Here is a 25,992-nt window from a genome sequence, read left to right on the forward strand (position 1 = left end):
GCGGCGTACCAAACAATGCTGGTCGACATAATGCCGCCATTCACATACACCATCCAGCCGACCAAGGAAAACAGGCAAAGCACCACATATTCAGCCGTCAGCTGCACCATGGCACTGGCTTTAAGGATAAAAACCCCGATCAAGAGGGCTAAGCATCCCAGCAAAATACCATTGGCCATCGCAGGGTGATTTAGCTTGTAATAAGACAAGGCAAACAGTGGCGCAATCAGCCCCGCAGAGAGTGCCGCATTTACAATCGTTTGCGCTCGAATAAATAGCTCTGGGCGCTGACGAACTTCAGCAGGGATAAACCATTCGGTAAGAGAATGTAATTGCATGCAAGCTCCGAGCTGTGGTGTTTTTATAGGAACGCAAGCATGTAGAAAGGCCGCGAATACGCCAGACTTTAAAACAATTGTTTTAATGTGACAATGCGGTCAGTACGTATACAAAGAGGAAGGATGAACGGGGACTTCATCCCATACTATTAATTTAAGCAAAATGAGTTGGTGAGATGCTTTTTTCGCGGGGTTTCGCTGGTTTATTTGCCTATTTGTGGCCGATAAACCAGCGTTAGGATTTATCGCTGCGCTTTATTGAGCAAACTATCCAGCGCCCGTGCAAAGTTTTGCCGGTCTGCGGTACTCATGGCACTCGGGCCGCCGGTGTCGATGCCGCTGGCGCGTAAGGTGTCCATAAAGTCACGCATATTCAGGCGCTCGCCGATATTTTCTTTACTTAAACGCTCGCCACGTGAATCCAGCACCAAGCCGCCTTTGGCAATCACGTCTGATGCAAGCGGAATATCTGAGGTAATAATCAAATCACCTGCTGCGCATAGCTCTACGATGCGGCGATCGGCCACGTCAAAGCCTTGTTCTACCACCAGTGATTTTAAAAAAGGCGAATGTGGGGTTTGAATATATTGATTGGCTACAAAAGTGCAGATGATTTTGCAGCGCTCTGCTGCGCGAAATAAAATTTCTTTAGTCACCTTGGGGCAGGCATCGGCATCGACCCAGATTTGCATGGTGTAGACCTATGTATTGTTATAGCGGCAAATTATAGCGCGTGTAGGCAATGGGTTTCTTACTGATGATGGTGATGCCACTCTGTGAGTGAATTATAAAAATAATATTTCGCGCTCAAAATAGTAAGGATTATCCCTTTCTAACTCGCTTTGATCGCGAGCTAAGTAGTTCGATATAAGTTATCACGTATTTTTAAAGGAAAAAATATGTGATTTTCGTAGGGTGTGCAAGTGCCTTTCTTGCGCACCAGCCCTTGGTGCGTAACGCCTACGGCGTTTTGCACCCTACGAAAAATGCATGATTTAAAAAGTTTGGATAATTTATGCTTGGGTACTTACGCATTAATTAATTAATTAATTTATTTATAAATAATCTGTGTAAAGCTGTAGTGCATATTTTAAATGTGGCTTTAATTAAATGATTGGTGGCTTGGTGGGAACGAAACAATGGGGATTAAATGTTTTTAATGTTTAGAATAAGTGTGAAAAACGCATCCATAACTATTTTTTGAAATTAATTTATGAATGTATTTTTTATTTATAAAAATATTTTGTATGGATTTTGTTATGTTAAAGTTTATCCGTTATTTTTTGTTTGTGGGCGTTTGTTTTATTTTGTTTATATTTGTTTTAATTTACACTAATTTTAATGTACACAGAAATTCTGATTATACAGTATTTGTTCAGAATGAGTATGTAATCAAAGATATTGTTACGCTAATTGACCAATCTATAGAAACGGTAAAGGTTAAATTGTGGGCACCCAAAAAATCTATTATTTTTATATGTCGTACTAATTGGTGTTATAGAATTTTCTCACCTTCATATGGTTATGCTAGTTTTGAAAAGGCAATTACAATAGAAGGGCACATTGTTGCGGTAAATAGGAATGGTGCTAATAGAAAAATATTGACACATGAGTTAACTCATGTGGCGACCGCAAATATGAAGTGTAATGGAAAAGATCAAATGCCAGAGTGGCTGTCAGAAGGAATTGCTGTTTTTGTTAGTGATGATGAGCGGTATTCTAGGGCTAATTTTTTAGCTAGTGCGGAAAAAAATAATATGGAAATAGATTATGTGATGAAAAATAATGATAAATGGAATTTGATTACACGGGTTGACCCAGTACTATCGTATGGAGCAGCTTTATATTATGTTAATGATATGGTGCACAAGGCAGGTGAAGATAGTATTGGTAAGGTAATTGTCGATTATTGCAATGGGGGAAAATAAATTATTATTTGCCATGTATTGAAGTCATTGTTAGAAAAATTAATAGGTAATCAAAAAATAAAACTATCGAGTTAGTCTTGCATCCATTCTAGTTTGTTCGCGGATCTTGGTTCCTTCATTGCCAAATTAAAACTATTCATTTGTCTAATCGAATAAGAATAATGCGGTTTATTACTTTGGTGTTCGCTTAAGTATGAATATTGTTAATGACTTAAATTGGGGCTGGTCTAAACGCCTCCCCCTCATCCGCCAAACCGAAGCCGCTGAATGTGGTGTGGCTTGTTTAGCCATGGTCGCTGGTTGGCATGGTTATAAAATTGATTTGCCTACTTTACGCGGGCATTTTGGTGTTTCTCAACACGGTATGAGCTTTGCACGTTTAATTGAATGTGCGGAGGCGATGCATTTGTCGGGTAGGCCGGTGCGCTTGGAACTTGATGAATTATCCCAATTAGCAATGCCTTGCGTTTTGCATTGGGATTTAAATCACTTTGTGGTGCTTAAGGCGGTGAGCGGCAAGGTGGTGGAGATTCATGATCCTGCACGTGGGGTATTAAAACTCTCCTTTGCCGAGGTGAATAAACATTTCACCGGTGTGGCACTGGAGTTATCGCCAACCCATTCGTTTCAAAAAGCCGATGCGCGTAAAAAAATTCATTTATTTGAATTAATTGGCCGCACCGTTGGCTTAAAAGCTGCCTTGGGGCGTATTTTTTGTTTTGCTTTGGTGTTGGAAGCATTGGCTTTGGCTGGGCCATTTTTAAATCAGATTGTGATTGATGAAGTGCTGGTGGCTCGGGATGACAGCCTACTGGCCTTGGTGATTATCGGCATGTTGATGCTGACGGCTACGCAAACTTTAATTGGCTTGGCGCGGCAATGGGCGACCATTTCTATGGCCGTTAATTTCAATATGCAATGGACTGCCAATGTCTTTCATCATTTAACGCGCCTGCCGATTGATTGGTTTGAAAAACGCCATATTGGTGATATCAGCGCCAAATTTGCGGCGGTCGATACTATTCAGCACAGCTTGACCAATAGTATTTTGGAAGCGTTGCTAGATATTCTATTGGTGGTCGGCACTTTGGCAATGATGCTGATGTATAGCATTCCCTTGTCGATGGTGGCGATTGCAGCGGCGGTGCTTTATGGCTTAATGCGCTGGATGTGGTTTGACACTATGCGTAAGGCGTCTGAAGACAGTTGGATTGCGGGCACTAAAGAATCAAGCCACTTTCTGGAAACCTTACGTGGCGTGCTCAGCCTGCGGGTGAATGGCGCAATGGGCCGACGTGAATCGGCGTGGCGCAATTTAAATGTAGAGCGCCGCAATGCCCAATTACGTGAAAGCAAATTAGGCATGGTCTACGGCATTATCAATACTTTGATTGGTAGCTTGGTGTCCGCTGCGGTGATGTGGTTTGGCGCTAAGGCGGTGTTATCCGGCCAGTTTTCGGTGGGGATGCTGGTGGCGTATATGTCGTTTCAGGGGCGTTTTTCGGGCAGTATTTCATCCTTAATTAATAAGGTGTTTGAATATCGCATGTTGGATGTTTATAACGAGCGGCTGGCAGATATTGTATTAACCCCAGTAGAAAATGCCGCTAAAGCCAGTGAAGGGAGTGAGCAAGCCAGTTCCGCGAGTGGTCTGCTACCGGTGGCGTTTAATCGGCCCTTGGTCTTGGCTGCGGATCAGCCGGTATTAGAAATATCCCATGCCAGTTTTAGCTATGGGCAGGGTGAGAGAGAAATTTTGTCGGATGTTTCACTCAGCGTGTATCCGGGAGAGGTGGTGGCCTTGATTGGGGCATCAGGGGGAGGCAAGACCACCCTGCTTAAATTGGTATTGGGTCTGTATCAGCCCACAGCGGGCGGGGTACGCGTGTTGGGGCAAGATAGTAAGCAGTATGGCTTTACGCTGGTACGCAATCATATTGGTACGGTGCTGCAAGAGGATCAGCTATTTAGTGGCTCTATTTTAGAAAATATCACTTTCTTTTCGCATGATTACGATCCAGAGCGGGCCGAGCATTGTGCGCAACTCGCCGAGTTGCATTGGGATATTGAAGCTTTACCGATGGGCTATCAAACCTTGGTGGGTGAAATGGGTGGCACTTTATCGGGCGGGCAAAAGCAGCGTTTATTATTGGCGCGTGCCTTATATAAACAGCCAAAATTACTGCTGCTGGATGAAGCAACTAGCCATTTGGATGTAATGAACGAAGCGCGAGTCAGCCAAACATTACGCACATTGGGGATTCCAATTTTACTGATTGCCCATAGACCCGAAACGATTGCTTCGGCGGATCGCGCATTGGAATTAGCGGGTGGCAGAATTGTTTTTGAGCATAAGAAACCGGTAGATGCTCAATTGGCCGAGGCTGCGGTATGAGGCTCAGTTATTTTTGCAATTCGTCTTCAAAATTTGTATTCGTGGCCGCGTTGTTCAGTTTTCCTAGCTGGGCCTTGGATTTGTCTGATCCCCTGTTAACAACGCCAGATATCGCTGTAACTGGCGCTATGCTGGCAGGGGAAAAAATCACCCCTTGCTTCGAGGGCAAAGCAGCTAGCTCGTTGAGCTTATACGAGGCGGTGGAGCGTGCCTTATGTAGCAATCCTCAAACGATAGGTGCTTGGCTGAATATCAAACAGCAAGCTGCTCAAGAAGGCTTAGCTAAGGGCGCTCTGCTTCCGGCTATCAGCGGCTCGGTGCAAGCAAGCCGCAGCCATGCCTACTCTTCAGTGGGTGATTATGAGCAGTTTTCATCTGATAGCCGCACTACCGTGCGTAGCGAAGCCTTGAATTTAAGCTGGGTGTTGTTTGATTTTGGTGCAAAGCGAGCAAGAGCAGAAAGTGCCCAGCAATTATTAATGGCGGCTATTCAAAATCATCAGGCTAGCTTGCTCTCGGTATTTGCTGCCACCGCTAAGGATTATTATTTGGCGCTTGCTGCCAAATCGAGTGTGGATTCAGCCCGCGAAATTCAGAAAGCGAGCAAAACCAGCCTAGATGCTGCCGAGGCTCGTTATAAAAATGGCATCGCACCAGTCAGTGATGTTTTGCAAGCGCAGACTCAGTATGCACAGAGTGCGTTTAATCTGGCGCGGGCAGAAGGCGAATTGATCAGTAGCCAAGGCTTGCTGGCAGTGGATATGGGCTTGTCGCCAGAAACACAATTCGTTTTAAGCGTGGATGATGAAAAACTCGAAGGCACGGCTTTTGTAAAAAGTGTGAGTCTATTACTGGAGCAGGCCAAACAAAGCCACCCAGCGATTGCCGCTGCACAGGCTAATTTAGCCGCGGCTAAAGCCAGTAAATATGCGGCGCTTGCTGAGGATTTACCAACGCTTAGCTTAACAGGGCGGGCTACACGTACTAGGCAGCCGGTTAATTACGGGCCAGAAATGGGCCAGCCACTCTCCACCACACATGATCGCTATATTGGCCTGCAAATTGAAATACCTTTGTTTAGCGGATTTTCGTCTTTTTATAAAGTAAAAAGCGCCATGGTGGCTGAGGATATTCAAGAGCAAGTATTGCGTGCTGCTGAGCAGCAGGTGGCTCAAAATGTATGGAGCAGTTATCAAATATTTAGAACGAACACTGAAAACCTGCAAAATACCAAAGTCATTTTGAATAGCGCCCGATTACAATTTAATGCAGCTCAAGAGCGTTATAAGCTAGGCGTAACCACTATTTTAGAATTAACCAATGCACAATCAACATTATCCAATTCCTCGCAGCAGCGAATTCGTGCCTTAGCAGAATGGAGAACGGCTCGATTACAATTGGCAAGTCATATCGGGGTGTTGGGGATGTGGGCGATTAAATGATATTTAATCCTTCCCCATCGCAATCCTCAACAACTTCTCTTCATCCACCTCATCAATTTGCGATGGCCCTAGAAATAGCTCGGCGTAGTCTTTCCATACTTTTTCTTTGACAAAAATCTCAAATAAATCGACGTCGATATGCTGATCTTTGGCCATGCGCGCGAGGATGGTGAGGGATTGGGATATTTTCATGCCGTCTTTATAGGGGCGATCGCGGGCGGTGAGGGCTTCAAATACGTCGGCGATACCCATAATGCGGGCTTGAACGCTCATTTGTTCTTTTTTTAAGCCGCGGGGATAGCCTTTTCCATCCATTCTTTCGTGGTGGCCTCCGGCAAATTCGGCGACGTTTTTTAAATGCTTGGGCCAAGGCAGGGATTCCAGCATTTCGATGGTGACTTCAATATGGTGATTAATAATTTGCCGCTCTGCGCCAGTGAGTGTGCCTCGGGCAATGGATAGATTTTCTATTTCTTCGCTGGAAAGAAAATCACTGGTTTCCCCTTCAGGATTTAGCCAAATTTGCTGCCCAATGGTTTTTACCCGCTCGCAAGCAGCATCGGGCATAAACTCCCCGCCGGTATTGGCATGCTGCAAAAAAGATCGATCTGATTCGATTTGTTCTACCCGCTGTTTCCATTCTATTTCTGTGGATTTTCCGCGTAGATAATCAATTTCTGCATCCCGTTTTAGTACTTCAAAACGCGTATCTATTAAATGAATGCGATCAAAAATAGTTTGTAATTTTGTGGCTTTATCCACAACGTGTACGGGGGTGGTTATTTTTCCGCAATCGTGTAATAGGCCTGCAATTTTTAATTCATAGCGGTCTCTATTATCCATTTTAAAATCAGCTAAAGCGCCGTAATTGGCTTGATTTACTGCTTCGGCTAACATAATGGTTAGAGCAGGAACACGCTGGCAATGGCCGCCGGTATAGGGTGATTTATCGTCGATGGCTAAGTTGATTAAGTTAATAAAAGATTCAAACAGTTCTTCTAGTTGATGAATTAAGCGGCGATTAGTGAGGGCAATGGCGGCTTGGGAGGCGAGCGATTCGGCCATGCTTTGGCTATCTTCATCAAAATAGCTTAATTCCCCATTCTGATCTTTGGCATTAATTAATTGCAATACGCCAATGATTTCTCTTTCATGGTTTTTCATGGGCACCGTTAAAAATGATTTAGAGCGGTAGCCTGTGCTGGAATCAAAGTTTTTGGTGCCTGAAAAATCATAGCCTTTGGCGGTATAGGCGTCTTCAATATTAATGGTGATATCTTTATTAACGGCGCAAGCCACCACATTATTTAAATTGGGCGAGCCATCGGTGTGGCGTAGCATGACTGGCGGTAAATTAGTGGGTTGGCCGGTGGTGCCACCAAGGGCAATGCCAAGCGATTCGGTGATTACAATCTGAAAATAGAGTGCGCCGTCTTTCACAATATAAAGTGTGCCTGCATCGGCATTCACTAAGTGCTTGGCGGCAATGAGGATGGTTTCCATTAGCTTGTCGATATGATTTTCACAAGATAATGCAATGCCAATTGCATTGAGTTTTTCTAAGCGCTCGTGAAGGATATCGTGGCTTAACATCTTGCACCTACTTGATGCACACGGCGCGAATTTGCGCCATATCGGTGAGGCCTTGTAGTACTTTCTCAATACCATCTTGTTTAAGAGTACGCATACCTTCCTCTAAAGCGGTGGCAAGTAGCTCGGCGACTCGGGCGTGTTCTTGGATCTGCTTTTTTACCGTATCTGTACCAACTAATAGCTCGTGTAAGCCAAGTCGCCCTTTATAGCCAGTGTGATTACAGGCATCGCAGCCTTGGGGCCTGTATAAGGTGAATTGGCTTGGTGTGCCAGCGTCTTCTTTATTAGAAAATTGGGCTATCCAGTCTTTATATACGGTCTCTAAGGCGAGTTCGGGGTCCTTCTGCCAGTCGGTCGTTTGCTGTAGCTCTACACTGTATTCATGCAGCATGGACTTGATTTCTGCTGAGTCTGCTATATAGGCTTCTTTGCATTTGCATAGTCTTTTTGCTAAGCGTTGCGCCAAAATACCTAGCAGGGCATCGGCAAAATTGAAGGGATCCATTCCCATATCTAGTAGGCGAATAATCGATTCTGGCGCGCTATTGGTGTGCAGGGTAGCAAGCACCAAATGCCCAGTCAGCGAGGCTTCAATACCGGTGCTGGTGGTTTCTTTATCGCGCATTTCCCCCACCATAATGATGTCAGGGTCGGCGCGTAAAAAGGCTTTCATAATGGTGGCAAAAGTCAGCCCCGCCTTATTATTGACTTGTACTTGCCGTAGGCCTTTTTGGGTGATTTCTACTGGATCTTCTGCGGTCCAGATCTTGGTGTCTGGGGTATTAAGGTGTTTTAAAATTGAGTGTAGGGTAGTGGTTTTACCGGAGCCGGTTGGCCCGCACACAAAAAACAAACCATAGGGCTTGGCAATCACGCTTTTCAAATTGGTGATGGTGCGGGTAGAAAGCGCTAGTTTATCTAGCGGCAGTGGCTCACCCGAGGCCAAAATGCGCATCACCACATCTTCAACGCCGCCTTGGGTGGGGATGGTGGCTACGCGCAGCTCAATATCGTAGCCTGGTACGTATTTTTTAAACTTAATCTTGCCATCCTGTGGCTTGCGCTTTTCTGAGATATCTAAATCGCACATGATTTTGATGCGGGTCACTAAGGGGCTGCGGTAGGACGCAGGCACTTCCTTGTAATGCACTAAAGAGCCATCGCGGCGAAAGCGAATACGGGTTTTTTCGTGGCCAGGTGATGGTTCAATATGGATATCGGACACGCCGGTTTTATAGGCTTCAACAATAATCTGATTCACCAGTTTAACCAGTTCATTGTCTTGCGCCGCCGAGATTTCTTCGGGGGATACAGGCTCGGCGTCTTCTTCATCCACCATATTGGAGAGCAGGGTATCGATATTGCTATCACTGCTTTGCTCGCCAAAAAATAAATCCAGTGTTTGTTGGAACTCGGTTTTGGTGGTGACGCGATAAATGGCTTTTTTATTGGGGAAAACATGGGCCACGGTATGGCTGGCACGGATACGCTCGGGATCGGTGGTCAGGATAATAATGCCTTCTTTTTCCTCATCTACAGGTAGCCATTCGTTCTCTGCTGCGTATTCTCGTTTGATATGTTTTAGTAAGTCTTGTGGCTTGATTCTATCGGGCTTAAAGGCTTCATATGCCACCCCAAAATAGCCAGCGAGCGATTGCCCAAGTGCCGCGAGGGGGACTTGGTATTTTTCGCTGAGGAGGGCTTCTAGATCAAGTTTATCGCGATGGCTTTCACGCAAGGCTACTTGCAGCGCAGCTTGGGTGATGACATTGGCGGCCACTAAACCACCATATTTATGCTGTGGAGAAAAAGGGAAAGGCTGTTGCTGCCTTTGTTGCAAAGCAATGGCGAGTGTTTTGGCCAGCAGCCGGATTCCTTCTTCGGTTTGCACTTCAAAGGGCTGCTGTTGCTTATTATTGATCAGCTGCACTACCCCAATGAGGGTGCCATCTAGCTCTGCCAAAAGTGGGGCTGCAAGCATTTCTCTAGCGTGAAAGCCGGTTTGCTTATCGACGGCTTGCAAAAATTGTAGGGTAGGGCTGTAGCTGGCTAGCTCTTCTGAGTTATAAACATCGCGAATATTTACTAGCTGCTTATGATTGGCAACAAAGCCTGCCACGCTGCGGTCGTTCACCGGAATTCGCAGCTCTTTAAAGCCTTCTAAACCTGTTTTAACCCTTGAAGTCATTTCATTGCCGGTATCGTTGGCAACATAAATAGTAAGCCGTTCTGCGCCAAACACCATACACACTTCAGCGCTAATTTCGAGCAAAATCTCATCGATATGCCGCGTCGCATGAATGCGATTGGTCAGCCCTTGTAGTTCATGCATAAAGCGCAAGGCATTATCTTTTTGGCTCATGATTTACTCAGAAAGTGATGATTTGACTCTGCTCTAAGCGGCTAATGGTGACGTTTGAATGATCCCGCAAAATCTCTTGCATCGTGAGTTCAGAGTCGGCGGGCTTTAAGTGGGTAACCAGTACTTGGGCTGGTCGGTTTAAAAACTTGAGCTGTTCTAGCAAGGTGAGCGGGCAAAAGTGTTTGGCGGCGTTGGCTAGCTCGTATTCGCGATTACTAAATGCAGTTTCAATAATCAAATGGCTAAGATTTTCGGTGGCATTCACGATGTCCCAAAACGCGGGGCTACAGACGGAGTCTCCACTAAAAATCACCGAGTTTTTACCGCTATCGAGCTGATAACCGACGGCAGGCACGGTGTGGACGGCGGGGATGGCGGTAATGGTGCATTGATCGATAGTGCAGGATTGCCCAAGCTCCAGTATTGAGTAGCGCATAAAGGGCGCTTTGGCATTGGGAATCTTGTTAAAGTCTGGCCAAATTGCCCAGTTAAAAATATGTTTTTTTAAAACATTAAGGGTGATTTCAGTGGCGTATACCGTGAGTGGCGCATTACGGCTGCCCATAATGGTATCAACCAGCATAGGAAGGCAGGCAATATGATCGAGATGGGTGTGGGTGAGAAATACATGCTCAACTCGGGTGAGGGCGGTAAAGCTTAAGTCGCCTACGCCTGTGCCTGCATCAATTAAAATTGAATCATTGATCAAAAAAGACGTGGTGCGGTTTGCTCCGCCGATTCCGCCACTACATCCCAATATTCGTAATTGCATAAGCAGCCTTTGGTGCTATTTGCTATCGAAGTTATGAATGCCATCCCAGTCTGCTGGAGGTGGATTTTTTCTAAAGCTTTGAATCCTTTGTAAATATAGTGTGTAAAGCTTGCAATCGGCGTCTAGTTTTTGCAGATTAAGCAATTGCATCTCGGCTAAATCCCATTCTTGTTTGCGGTAGAGTTTAAGGCACTCATGAAATAGCGCTAATTCGCTGCTCTTATCGCTAGCTAAGGCTTGCGGCTCGTACAGAGTAACCGCATCGTTTTTGCCCACTACGCGCACCCGATCAATTTCGCGGTAGACCAGATCTGGGGCCGCGCTGCGGGTGTATTCGCTGACTAAAATACTCACGCCATAGTATTTGGTTAGGCTTTCAACCCTTGAGGCCAAATTAACGGCATCGCCCATCACGGTGTAATTCATCCGAAATTGCGAACCCATATCGCCTACCGTGACATTGCCGGTATTCACCCCCACCCCAACGGAAATCTCAGGCCAGTTGCGTGCGGAAAGCTTAGGATTGAGTTTATCGATGGCGACTTGAATCTCTAGCGCTGCCAAAACGGCATTTTTGGCATGATCGGGATCAAACACTGGCGCGCCCCAAAACGCCATAACGCAATCGCCAATGTATTTATCGATGGTGCCCAAGTGCTGGTGGCGAATCACGGTGGAGATTTCGGTTAAAAACTCATTCATAAACCGGCTTAGCTCATCAGCGGGCATGCCTTCAGAGATTTGGGTAAAGCTTCTTACATCGGTAAACAGCACTGAGAGTGGTTTGCTTTGGCCTACCATGGTGTATTTTTCTGGATCTTCGCTCATGCGCTCAACTAATTCTGGCACGACGTATTGCCCAAACAACTGGGTGAGCTGACGTTTGCGGCGGCTTTCAAAGAAATAACCATAGGCCATATTGAGGGTATATAGCCCAATAATCAGCATGAGTGAGGCGGCTAAGGGCATATCTAGATTGGCATAGCGCCAAAGGGCGACATTGCCGGCAAAAAGCAGCAGTAATAAAATCAGGCAAGTGATGCTGGCAATTAATGGCGAAAATCGAATCAAAAGCCAAACCAATAGCGGGCCTAAAATCAGTAAGAGTAAAAACTCTGCACCCAATAAATAGCCAGGATGCTGTGGCAGGGTTTCATCCAAAATAGCGGCAATTAAATTGGCATGCACTTCTACCCCTGCGTAGGCTTCTCCTACGGGGGTGACGCGTAAGTCTTTTAGCCCTGGAGCGGTAGTGCCTAGTAATACGATGCGATCTTTGAGTGCTGCTTGGTTTACTTTTCCAGAAATAACATCGGTGGCCGATACATAAGGGAAGCTCCCTTCTGGCCCCTTATATGGAATTAACGCCCAGCCACTTTCATTAACTGGCAAGTTTCGATGGCCAAGCCGAAATGCTTCAAGTGCAAAAGTGCCATCAGCGCTTTCTTCAATAACCGGATTAAAGCGTTCTTGCCCTAGTGCGATGCGGGTTAATGCTAGCCCCAGAGCTGGATAATATTGATCGCCCACTCTAGCGACCAGCGGTACACGCCTTGCTACGCCATCTTTATCGACCACAGGCACAAAGTGCCCGCCATGACCGGCCGCTGTTTGTAAGTTGGGTAGATTACCGCCATAGGTTTTGCCGCCCCAAATATGTGTGGCTACCGTGGCTAAATCACTACTGCCTAGGATAGGCGGGGGGAGGGCGCCACTCGAAACCGCTTTGGCTTCATTGCTAAAATAAAAACCAGTAACAATTGGGCGATTACTGAGCGCTTTGGCAAAGCGTGCATCGGTGTCTAGCTCAGGGGTGATGCGGGCTAGCTCGGTTTGAAAAGCGGGATTATTGCGCAGCTCATTGTTAGCTAAGCGGTGCAGTACTGGCAAGCCAGAGCTTTCGTCTGGCTCAGCAAATACCACGTCAAAGCCCAGCGCTTTAATGTGGTAATGATCGAAAAGTTGATCCACTAATTTGGCTAAATGATCACGCCGCCACGGCCATCGACCTAGCTCGGCTAGGCTTTTTTCATCGATGTCTACAATCGCAATGCGCTGATCCACCCCCCCTGGCATGCTTAGGCGTAAACGCACATCATAAAGATAAACATCGATTTGGCTAAGCGTAGGAAGGCGTGGCGCGCCCAGCACATGCATAAAGGCCAGCAGCAGCAGCAGGCTACCGAGTAATACTTGTGGCAGAAATTTGCGTATGCTGGCTTTCATAACTAAGTGCGGTAGAAGAACATCATTTTGGTGCCAAGCAGCTCAATGGTGTCTTCCTCCTGTAGTTGATGTGCTTTGGTGCCAATCTCTTTTTGATTTACGGTGGGGGGATGATCGCCTTCCACATGGGTTAGAAAATAGCCTTGTGGGCGCTTCGTAATCACTGCAACTTGCACACCGGTTTTGCCGAGTGTGGTGAGATTTTTGCTGAGCTCAAGCTCCTTGCCTGCATTTCCCCCGCTCATCACTCTGATGACGCCTAAGCGTGGCGTGGTATTGGCTGCTTCGGCTTGAGGCTCGCTAGATGATGGTGTTGGGGGGGGCACGCTGGGGGCCGCTGCTGCTGGTTTGGGTGCGCTGGCAATAGGAGGGCGCCCTAGCATCATGGTTTTTTCAAAATCAGTATTTTCAGAGGGTTTTTCACTGAAAAAGTGCAAAATATGTTTGCCAATCAGAATTTCATCGCCGTCTTTTAAATGCTGTTTTTGCACATCTTGGTTGTTTACTTTTGTGCCATTGGTGCTGTTTAGGTCTTCAATAAAGACCTCGCTGCCCCGCATTGTTAGGGTTGCGTGCTCACCGGATACTGCAAGGTTATCAATTTGAATATCATTATTCGGGCGGCGGCCAATCGTAAAAACCTCACGATTAAGTTTAATTTCTTTAACTAAGGTTCCATCAAGGCTAAGCGTTATTTTTGCCATTATTCTATCTCTTATTTATTTGAACCTAAGCAGTAGCGCACATCTCTATTTGGATTGCAGTCGCTGGGTGCTGAGTGAAACAAAGCTCAACACTACGTTAAGATTGCACAATACTACTTATAGTACTCAGCTTAAATCATCACTTCTAAGCACCGGAAAAATTTCTTCTAAGCAAACCATGAACTCATTTTTGACCAAAGGCCGCTACTGGCAGGAAAGTCTGCTTTAATCTTGACTAAGATAGCGGAAATATTGTCTTTACCCCCCATGTCATTGGCAAGTTGAACCAATTGTGTGGCGTTAAGCGCTAAATTATTATTAAACGCAATGATGGTATCGGCAATATCGGCTTCATCGGCCATATCACTGAGGCCGTCCGAGCAAAATAGATAAATATCACCTGGCAGCACGGGGTATTCGTGTAGCTCGGCTTGTACCCCACTATCGATGCCTACGGCACGCGTTACTAAGTTTTTATGTTCTGAGTGCTTGGCTTCTTCCTGCGTAATCAAGCCACTATCAATTTGCTCTTGTAGGTAGGAGTGATCGCGGGTGAGTTGCAAAAATTCATCTGCGCGCAGACGATAAACCCTTGAATCCCCAACATGTGCTACCGCAACTCTAGAGTCATAAAATAAAGCACAGATTAGAGTAGTGCCCATGCCTGCGCATTGTGGCTGGCTTTGCGAGGTGCCATATATAGATTGATTTGCGTAGTGCACAGCGGCCATCAGCACATCGTGGGCTGCTGGCCATAGGCTATCTGGTCTTTGTAAATGCAAGGGGGCATTGGATTGCATGGCGTCGTGTACAACATGGCAGACCATTTCTACTGCAATGCCGCTGGCTACTTCTCCTGCGTTATAACCGCCCATGCCATCAGCCAGCACCACTAAACCTTTTTCGGCATCGAAATGGATGGTGTCTTCGTTATGGTCACGGACTAGGCCGGCATCGGTTAATCCGGCCATTTCTAATGCTTGTGAGAGATTAGGCATGTGCTTCTCTGGTCTGTATTAATCCGGCAATTGCGAATGCTTGTGAGAGATTGGGCATGCGCTTCTCTGTTCTGTAATGCTGTGATGGTTATGGGACAATGCTTGGGAGACATTAAGCATTCGCTTCTCTGGTCTTTAGCCCAGCCTCTAGCTTAGCCATTGCTGCCGCAAAGTGCGCGCCAGTTTGAAAGCGGGTTGTTTCATCTTTTTGTAAGGCTTTCATAATAATGGCGGCCAACATGGGGGGTAATTTGGGGTTTAAAAGCCGAGGGTCTTGCGGCGTATCGTTGGCGATCTTATACATCAGCTCCGCCATCGATTCACCGGTAAAAGGCAGGCTGCCGGTGCTGAGCTGGTAAAGCATCACCCCGAGTGAAAACAAATCTGAACGGCCATCAATTTTCTTGCCTGATAATTGTTCTGGCGACATATATGACGGCGTGCCCAGCACCATGCCGGTGCGAGTTTTGCTGGAGTCGGTAATGCGTGCAATCCCAAAGTCAGTAACTTTCACTATTTTTTCGTTTGGCTCATACATAATATTTGCGGGTTTGATATCCCTGTGAACCACGTGCTGACCATGGGCGTATTGTAAGGCTTCTGCAACTTGCCTGACGATGCTAATGCATTCTAGCAAAGGTAAGAGTTGTGTCGGCTTGGTATAAGCCAGCAAATCTTTGCCTTTGAGAAACTCCATGGCGATATAACAAAGATCGTGTTCTTCTCCTGCATCAAAAATGGTAACAATATTGGGGTGATTGAGCCGCCCAGCGGTTTCGGCCTCTCTAAAAAAACGCTGCCTTGCATCATCCAACTGATCTGCTTCAAACTCTTGCGATAGCGACATGGTTTTAATCGCCACATCGCGGCCAATTTTAGGATCTTTGCCAAGATAGACAATCCCCATTGCCCCCTTGCCTAATTCTTTTTCTACTTGATAACGGCCCAACATTGGCTTTTCGATGCTGCCATCAGTGAGCAGCATGCTGCCGTTTACCCCGCCGCCAGAGCCGCCCAAGATAACCGTTTCTGACATTTGATGCGCGCGTTTTAATTTGGCTTCTAGATCGCGGTATTTGGGATTATGCCCAGCCATATATTGGTAAACCGCTTCGGCTTTATTGAACTGGCGTTTTCTTTCAAAATCTAGTGCTAGATTATATAAAACGCCCATTAAGCCATCGTCCAAAGGCACTTTAGATAGCTTTTCAAAGGCCATATCGAGCTGCCCTTGGCCTTGAAAAGCCATGCCTAACATACGGTTTGATTCGGCGGATTCTGCGCTGGATTTTTCTTCTTTTTGCTCGCTAATCAGATAGCGCTTGGTTGTCAGCAAGCCATGCCCTAGCAGCAATAAGCTCGCTGGCCCCATCAGATGAATCCACAGCATTGCTTGCGACATCAACACAAAATGGCTGATGAGCAGCAAACTAAATAAGCCGCTGGTGAGAATGGCGGCAGCGCCAGCCTTTAGCCTTGGGAGCAGCAGGCAAAGATACAGCGTGATGCACAGCGCAAGCCCCAGCGAGAACAGGCTATTCCAGCTGGGGGATACATAGTAGTGCTGCTGCAATAGGCTAGAGAGCGTATGCGCCGCAATCATCACCGGCGCTTCGGAGGGCGAGATAGGTGTGACTAAAGAGGAGCCAATGCCCAACGCCGTTGCGCCTATCATCACAATTTTGCCGCGATATTTTTCTAGCGGAATCTTGCCTGCTTTTACATCATAAAAAGAATCCACAGGGAAAGCCGCCTTGCCATTGGGGCTAGGATAAAAATAGGGCCGGAATGAGGCGTTGCTGCTGATAGGGAGTTTTACATTGGCTAGCGTGATGGATTCGCCTAGGTTGAGTTTGATTTGCTTAGGCGATAAATTGAGTATTTTAGCCGCAGCCACTAAGGGGAAGGTTGGATAGATTTGATCAAAATAACGCACTGCCAAGGGAATACTACGCACCACACCATCATCATCGGGCGTGATGTTTTCGCTGCCTACCCCAGCCGCGCTTTCAGCGAGTTTACTTAAAGGCTGAGTCGCCCCTTTGGCCGACATAGGCCAGCCATTAGCCGGATTGCCGCTGGCTTCTAGCTCCCATTTTTTTACTGCTGGCAGGAGCGGTTTATCTGGCTCGCCTTGAGCCTCGCCCAGCTCAAACAGCATCGGCAAAATCACATTGCCTGCATTGGCTACGCTAAGGCTAAGCTGCTGATCCACATTGAGCTTGCTCAGTGCTTCTTTAAACACTGAGCCCATGGCCGCCCACGTTACGCTATCGGGCGCGCTGGCATCTTCTTTATAAAGGCGATGCAGCTTTTCGATATAGGCAAGGCCTTTATCTTGCTGTGGCTCGGTAAAGAACACGCTGGTGGCAATCACTTTGGCCCCCGCACCGGCCAGCTTATCAATCAACTCGGCATGAATCTCCCGCGACCACGGCCAGCGGCCGATATTGTCGATACTGGTTTGATCGATGGCAATCACCGCAATCCGCTCATCTATATTACGGGCAGTCAGCCGCACTCCCGCATCGTAAGCACGCTGCTCTAGGCTGGAAATCAGCGAGGTAAACAGTAAGGTCGCCATATACAGCAAAAATACGGCGACACCGATCACCCAGTCTTTCTTCCAAAAGGCCGTTTTCATTGTGGAATTAATACAGAAGTGGACATGCTGGATCTGCGTAGGCTGTCGATATCCTTTTCAATTTAGTAGAAGAAGTATCATCTTGCTTTCTCTTGGCGAAGAAATTTGCAAGCCAAAAAAAAGCAAGCCACGTGGCTTGCTTTTAAAAAGACGTTGTTTTTAGCTGCGCTTAGCGTTGCTGTTTACAGTGCAATTTCAATATTATCAATTAAGCGGGTATGGCCTAGGCGGGCGGCAATAAGGATCACGAGCTGGTGATCGCTAACGGCTGCAGGCTTCAAACTGAGGGCGTTGCGCATTTCTACGTAATCAACGTTAACCCAACCCCGCGCGAGCAAGTCGCTTGTTGTTTCTGCGCTGAGACGCTCGTAATCGCGATCGCCTGCTTCAATGGCGGCTTTCATGCGGCTGAGGTGATAGTAGATGCGTGTGGCTTCTAGCTTATGCTCGGCAGAAAGGTAGCCGTTTCTGGATGACAGTGCTAAGCCGTCGCTGGCGCGGCCTGTATCGACAGCTACAATTCTAACGGCTTGGTTTAAGTCTTCCACCATGCTTTTAATCACAAATAGCTGCTGGTAATCTTTTTTGCCAAAGCACGCCACATTCGGCTGCACAATATTGAAGAGCTTGCTTACTACCGTGGCTACACCACGGAAATGCCCCGGGCGGAATGCGCCGCATAGCTCATCTTGTATTGCGGGTGGCTCAACTTGATACTGCTGAATCACCTTGGGATAGAGCACTTTTTCATCGGGGGCAAAGATCACATCCACGCCACCTTGGGCGGCAATCAGTGCCGCATCTTGCTCTAAGGTGCGCGGGTAGACTTCAAAATCTTCGCCCTGACCAAATTGCAGGCGGTTCACAAAGATGCTGACCACAATATGCTCAGCCTCTGCACGCGCCGCATCAATCAAGGTCATGTGTCCGGCGTGTAGATTGCCCATGGTTGGCACAAAAGCTACGCTGCCAACGGTGGCACGCCAAGCGCGCAGTTCTTCAATGCTATGGATGATTTTCATAAATAACCGTGGTTAGAAATACAGAACGTAGGGCGGGTGCAGCCCGCGAGTAATGCTGAAAAATACGCGGGTTTCACCCGCCCTACGTGTAGAGTGACAGGTGCTTAAAAGCTATGTTCGTCCGCCGGAAAGCTCATGGCTTTGACCGCTTTCACATAGGCCTCTACCGCAGCTTGAATACTGTGGCTGCCTGCCATAAAGTTTTTGACAAAGCGGGCTTTTTTGCCTGGGTATACGGCCAGCATATCGTGTAAGACCAGTACCTGGCCGTCCACATCGACACCTGCACCAATACCGATGGTTGGAACGATTAGCGCCTCGGTCACGGCTTTGGCAACGTGGGCAGGCACCATTTCCATCAGTACCAGCGCAGCGCCTGCGGCTTGGTGGGCAAGGGCATCGCGTTTAAGTACTTCGGCATCAAATTCGCTTTTACCTTGTACCTTATAACCGCCGTAGACATTCACTGATTGCGGTTGTAGGCCAATATGGGTGCAAACAGGGATGCCACGGTTAACCAAGAAATCCACGGTTTCGGCCATAATCATGCCGCCTTCTAGCTTCACCATTTCAGCACCCGCAGCCATCAATTTGGCGGCGCTGGCATAGGCTTGCTGTGGGGATACTTGATAGCTACCAAAGGGCAAGTCAGCCAAAACTAAGGCATCTTTACTGCCACGCGCTACACAGCGGGTGTGGTAAACCATATCTTCTAGGCTAACAGGCAGGGTAGAGCTGTGCCCTTGAATAACGTTGCCGAGTGAATCGCCAACCAAGAGAATTTCTACCCCAGCATCGTCTAAAAGCGTAGCAAAGCTGGCGTCATAACAAGTGAGCATGGTGATTTTTTGCCCAGCTTGCTTCATATTCTGCAAGGTACTAACGGTGGTTTTCATGGTATTGGATGGTCCATGGGAGTTTGGCGTTGATGACGCAATGCAGCAAGTCTACCCCAGTGGCTTACTCTCTGTAAGTACGAAAAGTTGTTGATCAGCAAGCAGAGCTAAAAAATCGGCCGCTGGGCCAAGTCCGCTAATGCGGATATCAGGGGCAATTTCTAATAATGGCCGTAAGACAAAGGCGCGTTGATGCATGCGTGGATGCGGCACAATCAGGTGATCTTGCACAATGCAGGCGTTGCCGTAGAGCAGTAAATCCAGATCTAGCGTGCGGGGCGCGTCTTGAAAAGTGCGTTGCCGCCCGCATTGCGCTTCAATTTCTAGCAGGCAGTACAGTAGTTGTGCGGCACTTAGGCTGGTTTCAAGCTTAGCAACGGCGTTGATAAAGTCAGGCTGGTCGGTGTAACCAACGGCTTTGCTGCTATAAAAGCTAGATTGCAGTAGCAGCTGGCTATCAGGCAAGGCGGCGATTAGGGCCAAGGCTTCTTGCAGCTGTTTGACTGGGTTGCCAAGATTGGCACCGAGAGCTACAAAAGCGATCGTACTCATTAGGTATCCGTAAAAAAATAAAACCCCAATCTTGTACCACCGCGTTGAGATGAATAGGGCGTTTTATAACAAACGCGCGTCAACGCTGTGATTAAAGAGTGGGGCTTTTGCTTGGTTTTAGAAAGCTTTATTCGGCCTTAGGGCCGGTCGGCTTACGGCGGCGGCGTTTACGCGCTGCGGTGCTGCTGGTGGCTGCAGGCTTGCCGTTATCGGCTGCTGCCGTCATCAGGGCCATGCGCTCATCTTCGCTGGCGTTTTGAAAACGTGTCCACCAATCACCCAGTGATTGTTCTACCATGCCGCACTCAACACGCAGCATCAGAAAATCATAAGCGGCTCTAAAGCGTTGCTGTTCCATCAAGCGCCACGGACGCGTACCCGTGCGTTGTTCGAAGCGCGGTTGCAATAGCCAGATTTCTTTCATGGCTGCGCCGTAGCGATTCGGAATCGCCATACGCTTTTGCACCTTGTCTTCCACGGTATTCATGGCTTCAACTAAGGCTGGCACGGGATATTCGCCTGCGGCTTGGCGTTTAATCCAATCGGCTTCTACCTCGTGCCATAGCAACGCTGCAAACAAGAATCCGGCTGAAACAGGTTTGTCTTCGTTCAGGCGCTGATCGGTGTTTTCTAGCGCGATACGCAAGAATTTAGTGGTTTCAGGCTTGGAAAGCAGCTTATCTAAGAGCGGGAACAGCAGCTTATGCAGGCCGTTTTCACGCAGCGCCATCAAGCAAGCCCAAGCGCTACCCGATAACAGCAGCTTCATCATTTCATCAAATAAACGCGCTTGCGGGATGTTTTCTAGCAGCTTAGCGTGAACCAGAATCGGTGTTTTAGTCGCCGGTGCAATGGTGAGGCCCAGCTTGGCGGAGAGGCGAATCGCGCGCAGCATGCGTACCGGATCTTCGCGGTAGCGCAAATCTGGATCACCAATCATGGTGAGGCGTTTGTTTTCTAGATCGGCCACACCGTGGTGGAAATCTAAAATTTCTTCGCTGCGCGGGTCGTAATACAGCGCATTGACGGTGAAATCACGTCGGGATGCGTCTTCTTCAATATTGCCGTAGGCATTGTCACGCAGAATGCGGCCAGAAGCATCGGTCGGGGCTTCGCTGGCACCGCGAAAGGTGGTGACTTCGATGATTTCCTCACCAAAAGGCACATGCACAATGCGAAAGCGGCGGCCAATAATGCGCGAGCGATGAAACACATGGCGCACCTGTTCTGGCGTGGCGCTGGTGGCAACGTCAAAATCTTTGGGTGATTTTTCCAGCATCAAGTCGCGTACTGCGCCGCCTACGATGTAGGCTTCAAAGCCAGCATCTTGCAGACGGTCACACACTTTAAGTGCGCCAGAATGAAGTTGGTCACGGCGAATGCCGTAGTGTTTTGCGTGAAGCACACGTTTGCCTGGGCGGCGTAAAACTTTGCCGATCAATTTACGAATCATCTTTGAACCAAGTAAGTGCGAATTGCGAAGCGTCCGGCGGCATTATACAGACCTTAGCCCCGATGTCTGATAAAGCCGTTGGCAATTGTTTTGTGGGCGCTGCTTTTGCCTCTACTGCTACGCCGATTTTGGTCTGATCTGTAGCTGTTACTTATTTAATAAATGCTGCATGCTAGTGCAAGTTATTTGTAAACAAACAGAGTGAACCATGCCTACTTATTCATACCGCGTAGTGAATGTCTTTGCTGAGAATTTTTTTTCGGGCAATCAGCTTGCCGTGTTTACCGATGCCACGGGGCTGGACGATGCCACGATGCAATTATTGGCGGCGCAGCTTAACTTATCTGAAACCACCTTTGTTTTTCCATCGAAGGTGGCCAGTGCCACAGTGAGAATCTTTACCCCGACTAATGAAATTGCCTTTGCTGGCCATCCTAGCTTAGGCACGGCTGCGGTGATTCGTGACGGGCGGGCTAATGTTTCTTTAGAGTTAAAGGCAGGGATTATTCCGCTACGTTTCCATGGCGATGTGGTCACTTTAACGGCGAACTTGGCCGAGCACCGTGCTGGCCCATCATCTGCTGATCTGGCAAGTACATTGGGTTTGCCCTTAAGCGCATTTGCAGAGGCCGCTCAATTGGTGGATAACGGCACCGAGCAGTTGATTGTGCCTTTAAATAGCGTTGATGATGTAAGGGCATGCCAGCCCGATGCAAAGCGTTTGAGTGATTTGGTGCAGCAAGGCCGCAATCGTGATGGCACCTTGGTGTGGGCTTGGCAAAATGATGAAATCATCGCCCGTTATTTTTGGTCGAAGCACGGGCAGATCATGGAAGACAACGGCACTGGCTCGGCCTGCGCTAATTTGGGGGCTTATTTACTTAAGCAAGGCGTACAGCTGCCCTTTGCGGCAACCATGATTCAGGGGCATACAGCGGGCCGATTAGCGCACTTACATTTGAGTATTACAGCAGATCGCCAAGTAGAAGTCGGTGGGCGGGTGGTGAATATCGGGCGAGGGGAGTTTGATCTTTAGCCCGCTTTTGCACCTCTAGCCTTACTTACAATATAGGCATGAAATACGGGAATTTCATGCCTACGTAATTGCCAGTACAAAGATTGGCAAATTATTACCTGAAAGATCAAAGCATAATCTGCAAGGCAGGCAGTTATCAGCCGCTGCTTGCCTTTATAATCTTATTTTTCTAAGCCTTGATAGAAATCGCCCGCCATGATCTCCCGTCTTTCTGCCGCACCAATTATTTTCTCCCTCTTAATTGCAACTTCTGCTCAGGCTTTTGTACCGCCGGTGCCGGATATTGCAGCCAAGGCTTATTTACTCACTGATTATCAAAGTGGCATTGCGCTTGCTGGGCGTGATCCAGATACGCGTGTTGAGCCCGCTTCTTTAACTAAGCTAATGACGGCTTATCTGACTTTCAAAGCGGTAAAAGAAGGTAAGTTAAAGCTGGATCAACAGCTCACCGTTTCGGACAAAGGCTGGCGCACCGAAGGCTCGCGCATGTTTCTTGATCCTAAAAAGCCCGTCACCGTAGATGATTTGATTAAGGGCATGATCGTACAAAGTGGTAATGATGCTTGCGTTACGCTAGCCGAAGCCATTGCCGGTAGCGAAGAAGTATTTGCCCAGTTGATGACACGTGAAGCCAAGCGCCTTGGCATGAATGGTACTAACTTTAAAAATAGTACCGGCTTGCCTGATGCTGATCACTATATGACGGTGGCCGACTTAGCTAAGTTAGCCACGGCAATAATCCATGATTTCCCTGAGTTCTATCCCATCTACTCGATGAAGGAATTCGCCTACAACAATATCAAGCAGCCAAACCGCAATCTGCTGCTGTACCGCGATCCTTTTGTAGATGGTATGAAAACTGGCCATACCGCCAGCGCCGGTTTTAACTTAGTTGCATCAACTAAGCGCGATGGTCGTCGCCTAATCTCGGTTGTAGTGGGTACGGCTAGCGATGAAGTGCGCGCTAGCGAATCAAGTAAATTACTTAACTGGGGCATTCAGTTCCAAGAAACCCCGCGTCTTTATGCTGCCAAGCAGGCCGTTTCTAATGTAGCGGTTTGGAAAGGCAAGTCAGATAAGGTCAATGTGGGCTTTTTAGAAGACCGCTTTATTACTGTACCGCGCGGTGATGCTAAAAACCTGAAAATGGCTTTTACCAGCACCCAGCCGCTGATTGCCCCAATTAAAGTGGGCCAGAGTGTTGGTAAGCTGACGGTGAGCTTAAACGATAAGCAACTGGTTGAACTGCCGGTGGTGGCCTTAGCAGAAGTACCCGAAGCCAATATCTTTGGCCGCGCATGGGATTCAATCCGTATGTGGTTTAAATCGATTTTTGGTTGATGTTGGTACGATGGCTTTAAAACCCAAATCTTGAACCACTGAGAGCGCAGAGAACACGGAGTTTCACGGAGAAAACCTTGAGGGTTTTCTGTTTTTAACTCGTTTTTCTCCGTGCTAAAGATGGATGGTTTTTTCGCTCATGTAGGGTGGGCACGTTTTTGTGCCCACGCGAATGGCCAGAAAAAGATCTGTAGCCACAGAGGTAAACCAAGCGCGCAGAAACGAATGGGGCGTTAAATACTAATCAGCACTCGATTAGTATTTAATTTACGGCGCTGCGAAACGCGTCATTCCCGCATGTGTTTGGCGGGAATCCAGCTACGCTGCTGGATCCCCGATAAAAACACTCGGGGATGACGGTGTTGAGATGCCCTTGAGGGTGATTTCAAATCACATGCTCAACAAGGTTTTCTCCCCGTCCTCTGTGTTCTCTGCGCGCTCTGTGTTTACAGAACTTTTTAAGCTTTTTTTGGAGATACTTTATGGATTTCCCTCCCCTAGTTGGCTTTTTAAATGGTCGCTTTGAGCCGTTGGCCGATTTACAGATTTCTGTTTTAGATCGCGGATTTTTGTTTGGTGATGGAATCTATGAAGCGATTCCTGTCTACAATCGCCACCCTTTAAGGTTGACCGAGCATCTGCGCCGCTTGGCAGACAGTTTGGCGGCGATTAATATGCCCAACCCTTATGGGGCTGAAGAGTGGGCGAGCTTGATTCAAAAGCTAATCGCCCAGCAAAGTTTTGCGGATCAAAGCGTGTATGTGCAAATCACCCGTGGCCCTGCTTTTCCGCGCAATCATGCTTTTCCAACCGTAACCGAGCCAACGGTATTTATGTTTGCCGATGAATTACTGCCACCCTGTAAAGAGGCGGTAGCAAACGGCGTGGCGGCGGTGTCTGCTGCTGATATTCGCTGGCTGCAATGCAATATCAAGGCGATTTCACTGCTGGCGAATGTATTGTTGAAGCAGCAGGCGGTGGACGCTGGCGTGGCAGAAACCATTCTTTTTCGTGATGGCTACTTGCAAGAGGGCGCCTCCAGCAACATCTTAATAGTCAAAGAGGGCGTATTACTTGCCCCGCCCCCAAGCAATCTAATGCTGACGGGGATTACTTATGATTTGGTGATTGAGCTAGCTAAGCAGCATAATATGCCGCTTGAAGTGCGCGCCATCCTTCAGCAAGAAGTGCTGGGTGCCGATGAAGTATGGCTGACATCCTCTTCTAAAGAAGTATTGGCCGTGGTGTCTTTAGATGGCAAGCCCGTTGCAAATGGCTTGCCGGGGCCGCTTTACCCAATGATGTACGATTATTTTCAAGTGTTTAAAAACGAGGCAATGCGCCTCGGTAAGGATAAGTAAATGAGTCAGGATGCCCCCAATCTCGCCGATCTAGTTGAGTTTCCGGCCGAGCTACCGATGAAAGCGATCAGCCACAAAGACGTGCCGCACGATGAATTTCATGCTGCGGTGAAAGAGCTGGCGGTCTTGCATATCACCGATTTTAAAGAAGAATGGATTTCGATGCGCACCAGCAGCGGCGGCAGCTTTATTTCGGTAACGCTATCAGCCACTTACCAATCTGCCGACGAAGTGAATGCGCTAGATACCGCACTGCGCGCGCATCCGCTTGTTAAGATGGTGATGTGAGTGCCTGAACTCATTGTGAAGCAGCTGGGCATGGTGGAGTACGAGCCAACTTGGCGTGCCATGCAGGCCTTTACCGATAGCCGCAGCGCAGAAACCAGCGATGAAATCTGGCTGCTAGAGCATCCACCGGTTTACACCCAAGGCCAAGCGGGCAAGCCCGAGCATTTGATTGCTGCAACGGATATCCCCGTGGTGCAGATCGATCGCGGCGGGCAGGTCACATACCACGGGCCAGGCCAAGTGGTGGCCTATGTGCTGCTGGATGTACGCCGCCTAGGTATTGGCGTGCGCGAGCTAGTGCGCAAACTAGAGCAAAGCGTGATCGATACCCTCGCCGATTATGGCGTCACCGCCTACGGCAAGGTGGATGCGCCTGGCGTGTATGTTAATCCGACGCTCGGCGAAGCAAAAATTGCCTCGCTAGGATTACGGATTCGCAATGGTTGCTGCTTTCACGGTTTAGCACTGAATGTGAACATGGATTTAACCCCCTTTGATTGGATTAATCCCTGCGGCTATGCCGGTTTGCGCGTGACACAATTGGCCGATTTTGTGGCCGATGCGACATCAGCAGCAATTGCCGGTAAACTTGCCGAAAAAATCACGCAACAAATCAAACCCTTAACAGAGTAGGGTTATCC

20 protein-coding genes and 1 pseudogene are annotated in these 25,992 nt (G+C 47.9%); 8 read left to right on the plus strand and 13 right to left on the minus strand.

Annotated elements, in window-relative coordinates; genetic code table 11:
- Positions 1-338 (minus strand): annotated as a pseudogene (locus tag Q0R17_RS16315) (methyl-accepting chemotaxis protein); the annotation flags it as partial.
- Positions 339-580: 242 nt separating this feature from the next.
- Complete coding sequence (locus Q0R17_RS16320) at positions 581-1,030, minus strand: YaiI/YqxD family protein (RefSeq protein WP_293936801.1); 450 nt, start codon at positions 1,028-1,030, stop codon at positions 581-583.
- A 567-nt stretch (positions 1,031-1,597) separates the two neighbouring features.
- On the opposite strand from Q0R17_RS16320, the gene Q0R17_RS16325 reads away from it, so the two are divergent.
- The 3 genes from Q0R17_RS16325 (at position 1,598) to Q0R17_RS16335 (ending at position 6,103) form a co-directional block, all read left to right on the plus strand.
- The gene (locus Q0R17_RS16325) at positions 1,598-2,266 is read left to right on the plus strand and encodes a peptidase MA family metallohydrolase (RefSeq protein ID WP_293936803.1); all 669 of its coding nucleotides are present in this window, start codon (positions 1,598-1,600) and stop codon (positions 2,264-2,266) included.
- Positions 2,267-2,459: 193 nt separating this feature from the next.
- On the plus strand, positions 2,460-4,661 hold the full coding sequence (locus Q0R17_RS16330; protein WP_293936805.1) for a peptidase domain-containing ABC transporter: 2,202 nt from the start codon (positions 2,460-2,462) through the stop codon (positions 4,659-4,661).
- A gap of 80 nt (positions 4,662-4,741) precedes the next feature.
- Positions 4,742-6,103 (plus strand): TolC family protein, encoded by a 1,362-nt coding sequence (locus tag Q0R17_RS16335; protein WP_293936807.1) that lies wholly within the window; start codon positions 4,742-4,744, stop codon positions 6,101-6,103.
- 3 nt (positions 6,104-6,106) lie between these two features.
- On the opposite strand, the gene Q0R17_RS16340 is transcribed toward Q0R17_RS16335, so the two are convergent.
- From Q0R17_RS16340 to pcnB, 11 genes are all read right to left on the minus strand, one after another.
- Entirely contained in the window at positions 6,107-7,696 is a 1,590-nt protein-coding gene (locus Q0R17_RS16340) for an HD family phosphohydrolase (protein ID WP_293936809.1), read from the minus strand.
- Positions 7,697-7,703: 7 nt separating this feature from the next.
- Positions 7,704-10,058 carry a GspE/PulE family protein gene (locus Q0R17_RS16345; RefSeq protein WP_293936812.1) on the minus strand — a complete coding sequence of 785 codons (2,355 nt, stop codon included), beginning with the start codon at positions 10,056-10,058 and terminating at the stop codon, positions 7,704-7,706.
- A 7-nt stretch (positions 10,059-10,065) separates the two neighbouring features.
- Positions 10,066-10,830 carry an MBL fold metallo-hydrolase gene (locus Q0R17_RS16350; protein ID WP_293936814.1) on the minus strand — a complete coding sequence of 255 codons (765 nt, stop codon included), beginning with the start codon at positions 10,828-10,830 and terminating at the stop codon, positions 10,066-10,068.
- Between the two features lie 15 nt (positions 10,831-10,845).
- The gene (locus tag Q0R17_RS16355) at positions 10,846-13,056 is read right to left on the minus strand and encodes a CHASE2 domain-containing protein (protein WP_293936815.1); all 2,211 of its coding nucleotides are present in this window, start codon (positions 13,054-13,056) and stop codon (positions 10,846-10,848) included.
- A 2-nt stretch (positions 13,057-13,058) separates the two neighbouring features.
- Positions 13,059-13,760 (minus strand): FHA domain-containing protein, encoded by a 702-nt coding sequence (locus Q0R17_RS16360; protein ID WP_293936816.1) that lies wholly within the window; start codon positions 13,758-13,760, stop codon positions 13,059-13,061.
- A 167-nt stretch (positions 13,761-13,927) separates the two neighbouring features.
- A complete protein-coding gene (locus tag Q0R17_RS16365) occupies positions 13,928-14,758 on the minus strand; it encodes a Stp1/IreP family PP2C-type Ser/Thr phosphatase (protein WP_293936817.1) in 831 nt (276 codons plus the stop codon).
- A 112-nt stretch (positions 14,759-14,870) separates the two neighbouring features.
- Positions 14,871-17,402 (minus strand): CHASE2 domain-containing serine/threonine-protein kinase, encoded by a 2,532-nt coding sequence (locus Q0R17_RS16370; RefSeq protein WP_293936819.1) that lies wholly within the window; start codon positions 17,400-17,402, stop codon positions 14,871-14,873.
- A gap of 182 nt (positions 17,403-17,584) precedes the next feature.
- A complete protein-coding gene (gene panC / locus Q0R17_RS16375; protein ID WP_293936821.1) occupies positions 17,585-18,424 on the minus strand; it encodes a pantoate--beta-alanine ligase in 840 nt (279 codons plus the stop codon).
- Between the two features lie 104 nt (positions 18,425-18,528).
- Positions 18,529-19,320 (minus strand): 3-methyl-2-oxobutanoate hydroxymethyltransferase, encoded by a 792-nt coding sequence (panB, locus tag Q0R17_RS16380; RefSeq protein WP_293936823.1) that lies wholly within the window; start codon positions 19,318-19,320, stop codon positions 18,529-18,531.
- Between the two features lie 51 nt (positions 19,321-19,371).
- Positions 19,372-19,872, minus strand: a complete 501-nt coding sequence (gene folK, locus Q0R17_RS16385) for a 2-amino-4-hydroxy-6-hydroxymethyldihydropteridine diphosphokinase (protein ID WP_293936826.1) — start codon at positions 19,870-19,872, stop codon at positions 19,372-19,374.
- Positions 19,873-19,999: 127 nt separating this feature from the next.
- Positions 20,000-21,325 (minus strand): polynucleotide adenylyltransferase PcnB, encoded by a 1,326-nt coding sequence (pcnB, locus tag Q0R17_RS16390; protein WP_293936828.1) that lies wholly within the window; start codon positions 21,323-21,325, stop codon positions 20,000-20,002.
- 208 nt (positions 21,326-21,533) lie between these two features.
- Between pcnB and Q0R17_RS16395 the strand changes: the two genes are divergently transcribed.
- The 5 genes from Q0R17_RS16395 to lipB all read left to right on the plus strand — a co-directional run bounded on the left by Q0R17_RS16395 (position 21,534) and on the right by lipB (position 25,984).
- Positions 21,534-22,361: a PhzF family phenazine biosynthesis protein gene (locus Q0R17_RS16395; protein WP_293936830.1), complete on the plus strand. Its 828-nt coding sequence runs from the start codon at positions 21,534-21,536 to the stop codon at positions 22,359-22,361.
- 195 nt (positions 22,362-22,556) lie between these two features.
- Complete coding sequence (locus tag Q0R17_RS16400) at positions 22,557-23,702, plus strand: D-alanyl-D-alanine carboxypeptidase family protein (RefSeq protein ID WP_293936832.1); 1,146 nt, start codon at positions 22,557-22,559, stop codon at positions 23,700-23,702.
- Between the two features lie 482 nt (positions 23,703-24,184).
- Complete coding sequence (locus Q0R17_RS16405) at positions 24,185-25,063, plus strand: D-amino acid aminotransferase (RefSeq protein WP_293936835.1); 879 nt, start codon at positions 24,185-24,187, stop codon at positions 25,061-25,063.
- Entirely contained in the window at positions 25,064-25,351 is a 288-nt protein-coding gene (locus Q0R17_RS16410) for a YbeD family protein (protein ID WP_293936837.1), read from the plus strand.
- On the plus strand, positions 25,352-25,984 hold the full coding sequence (gene lipB, locus Q0R17_RS16415; RefSeq protein ID WP_293936839.1) for a lipoyl(octanoyl) transferase LipB: 633 nt from the start codon (positions 25,352-25,354) through the stop codon (positions 25,982-25,984).
- Positions 25,985-25,992 lie beyond the last annotated feature (8 nt).

The organism is Iodobacter sp. (assembly GCF_025352645.1).
Lineage (GTDB): Bacteria > Pseudomonadota > Gammaproteobacteria > Burkholderiales > Chitinibacteraceae > Iodobacter.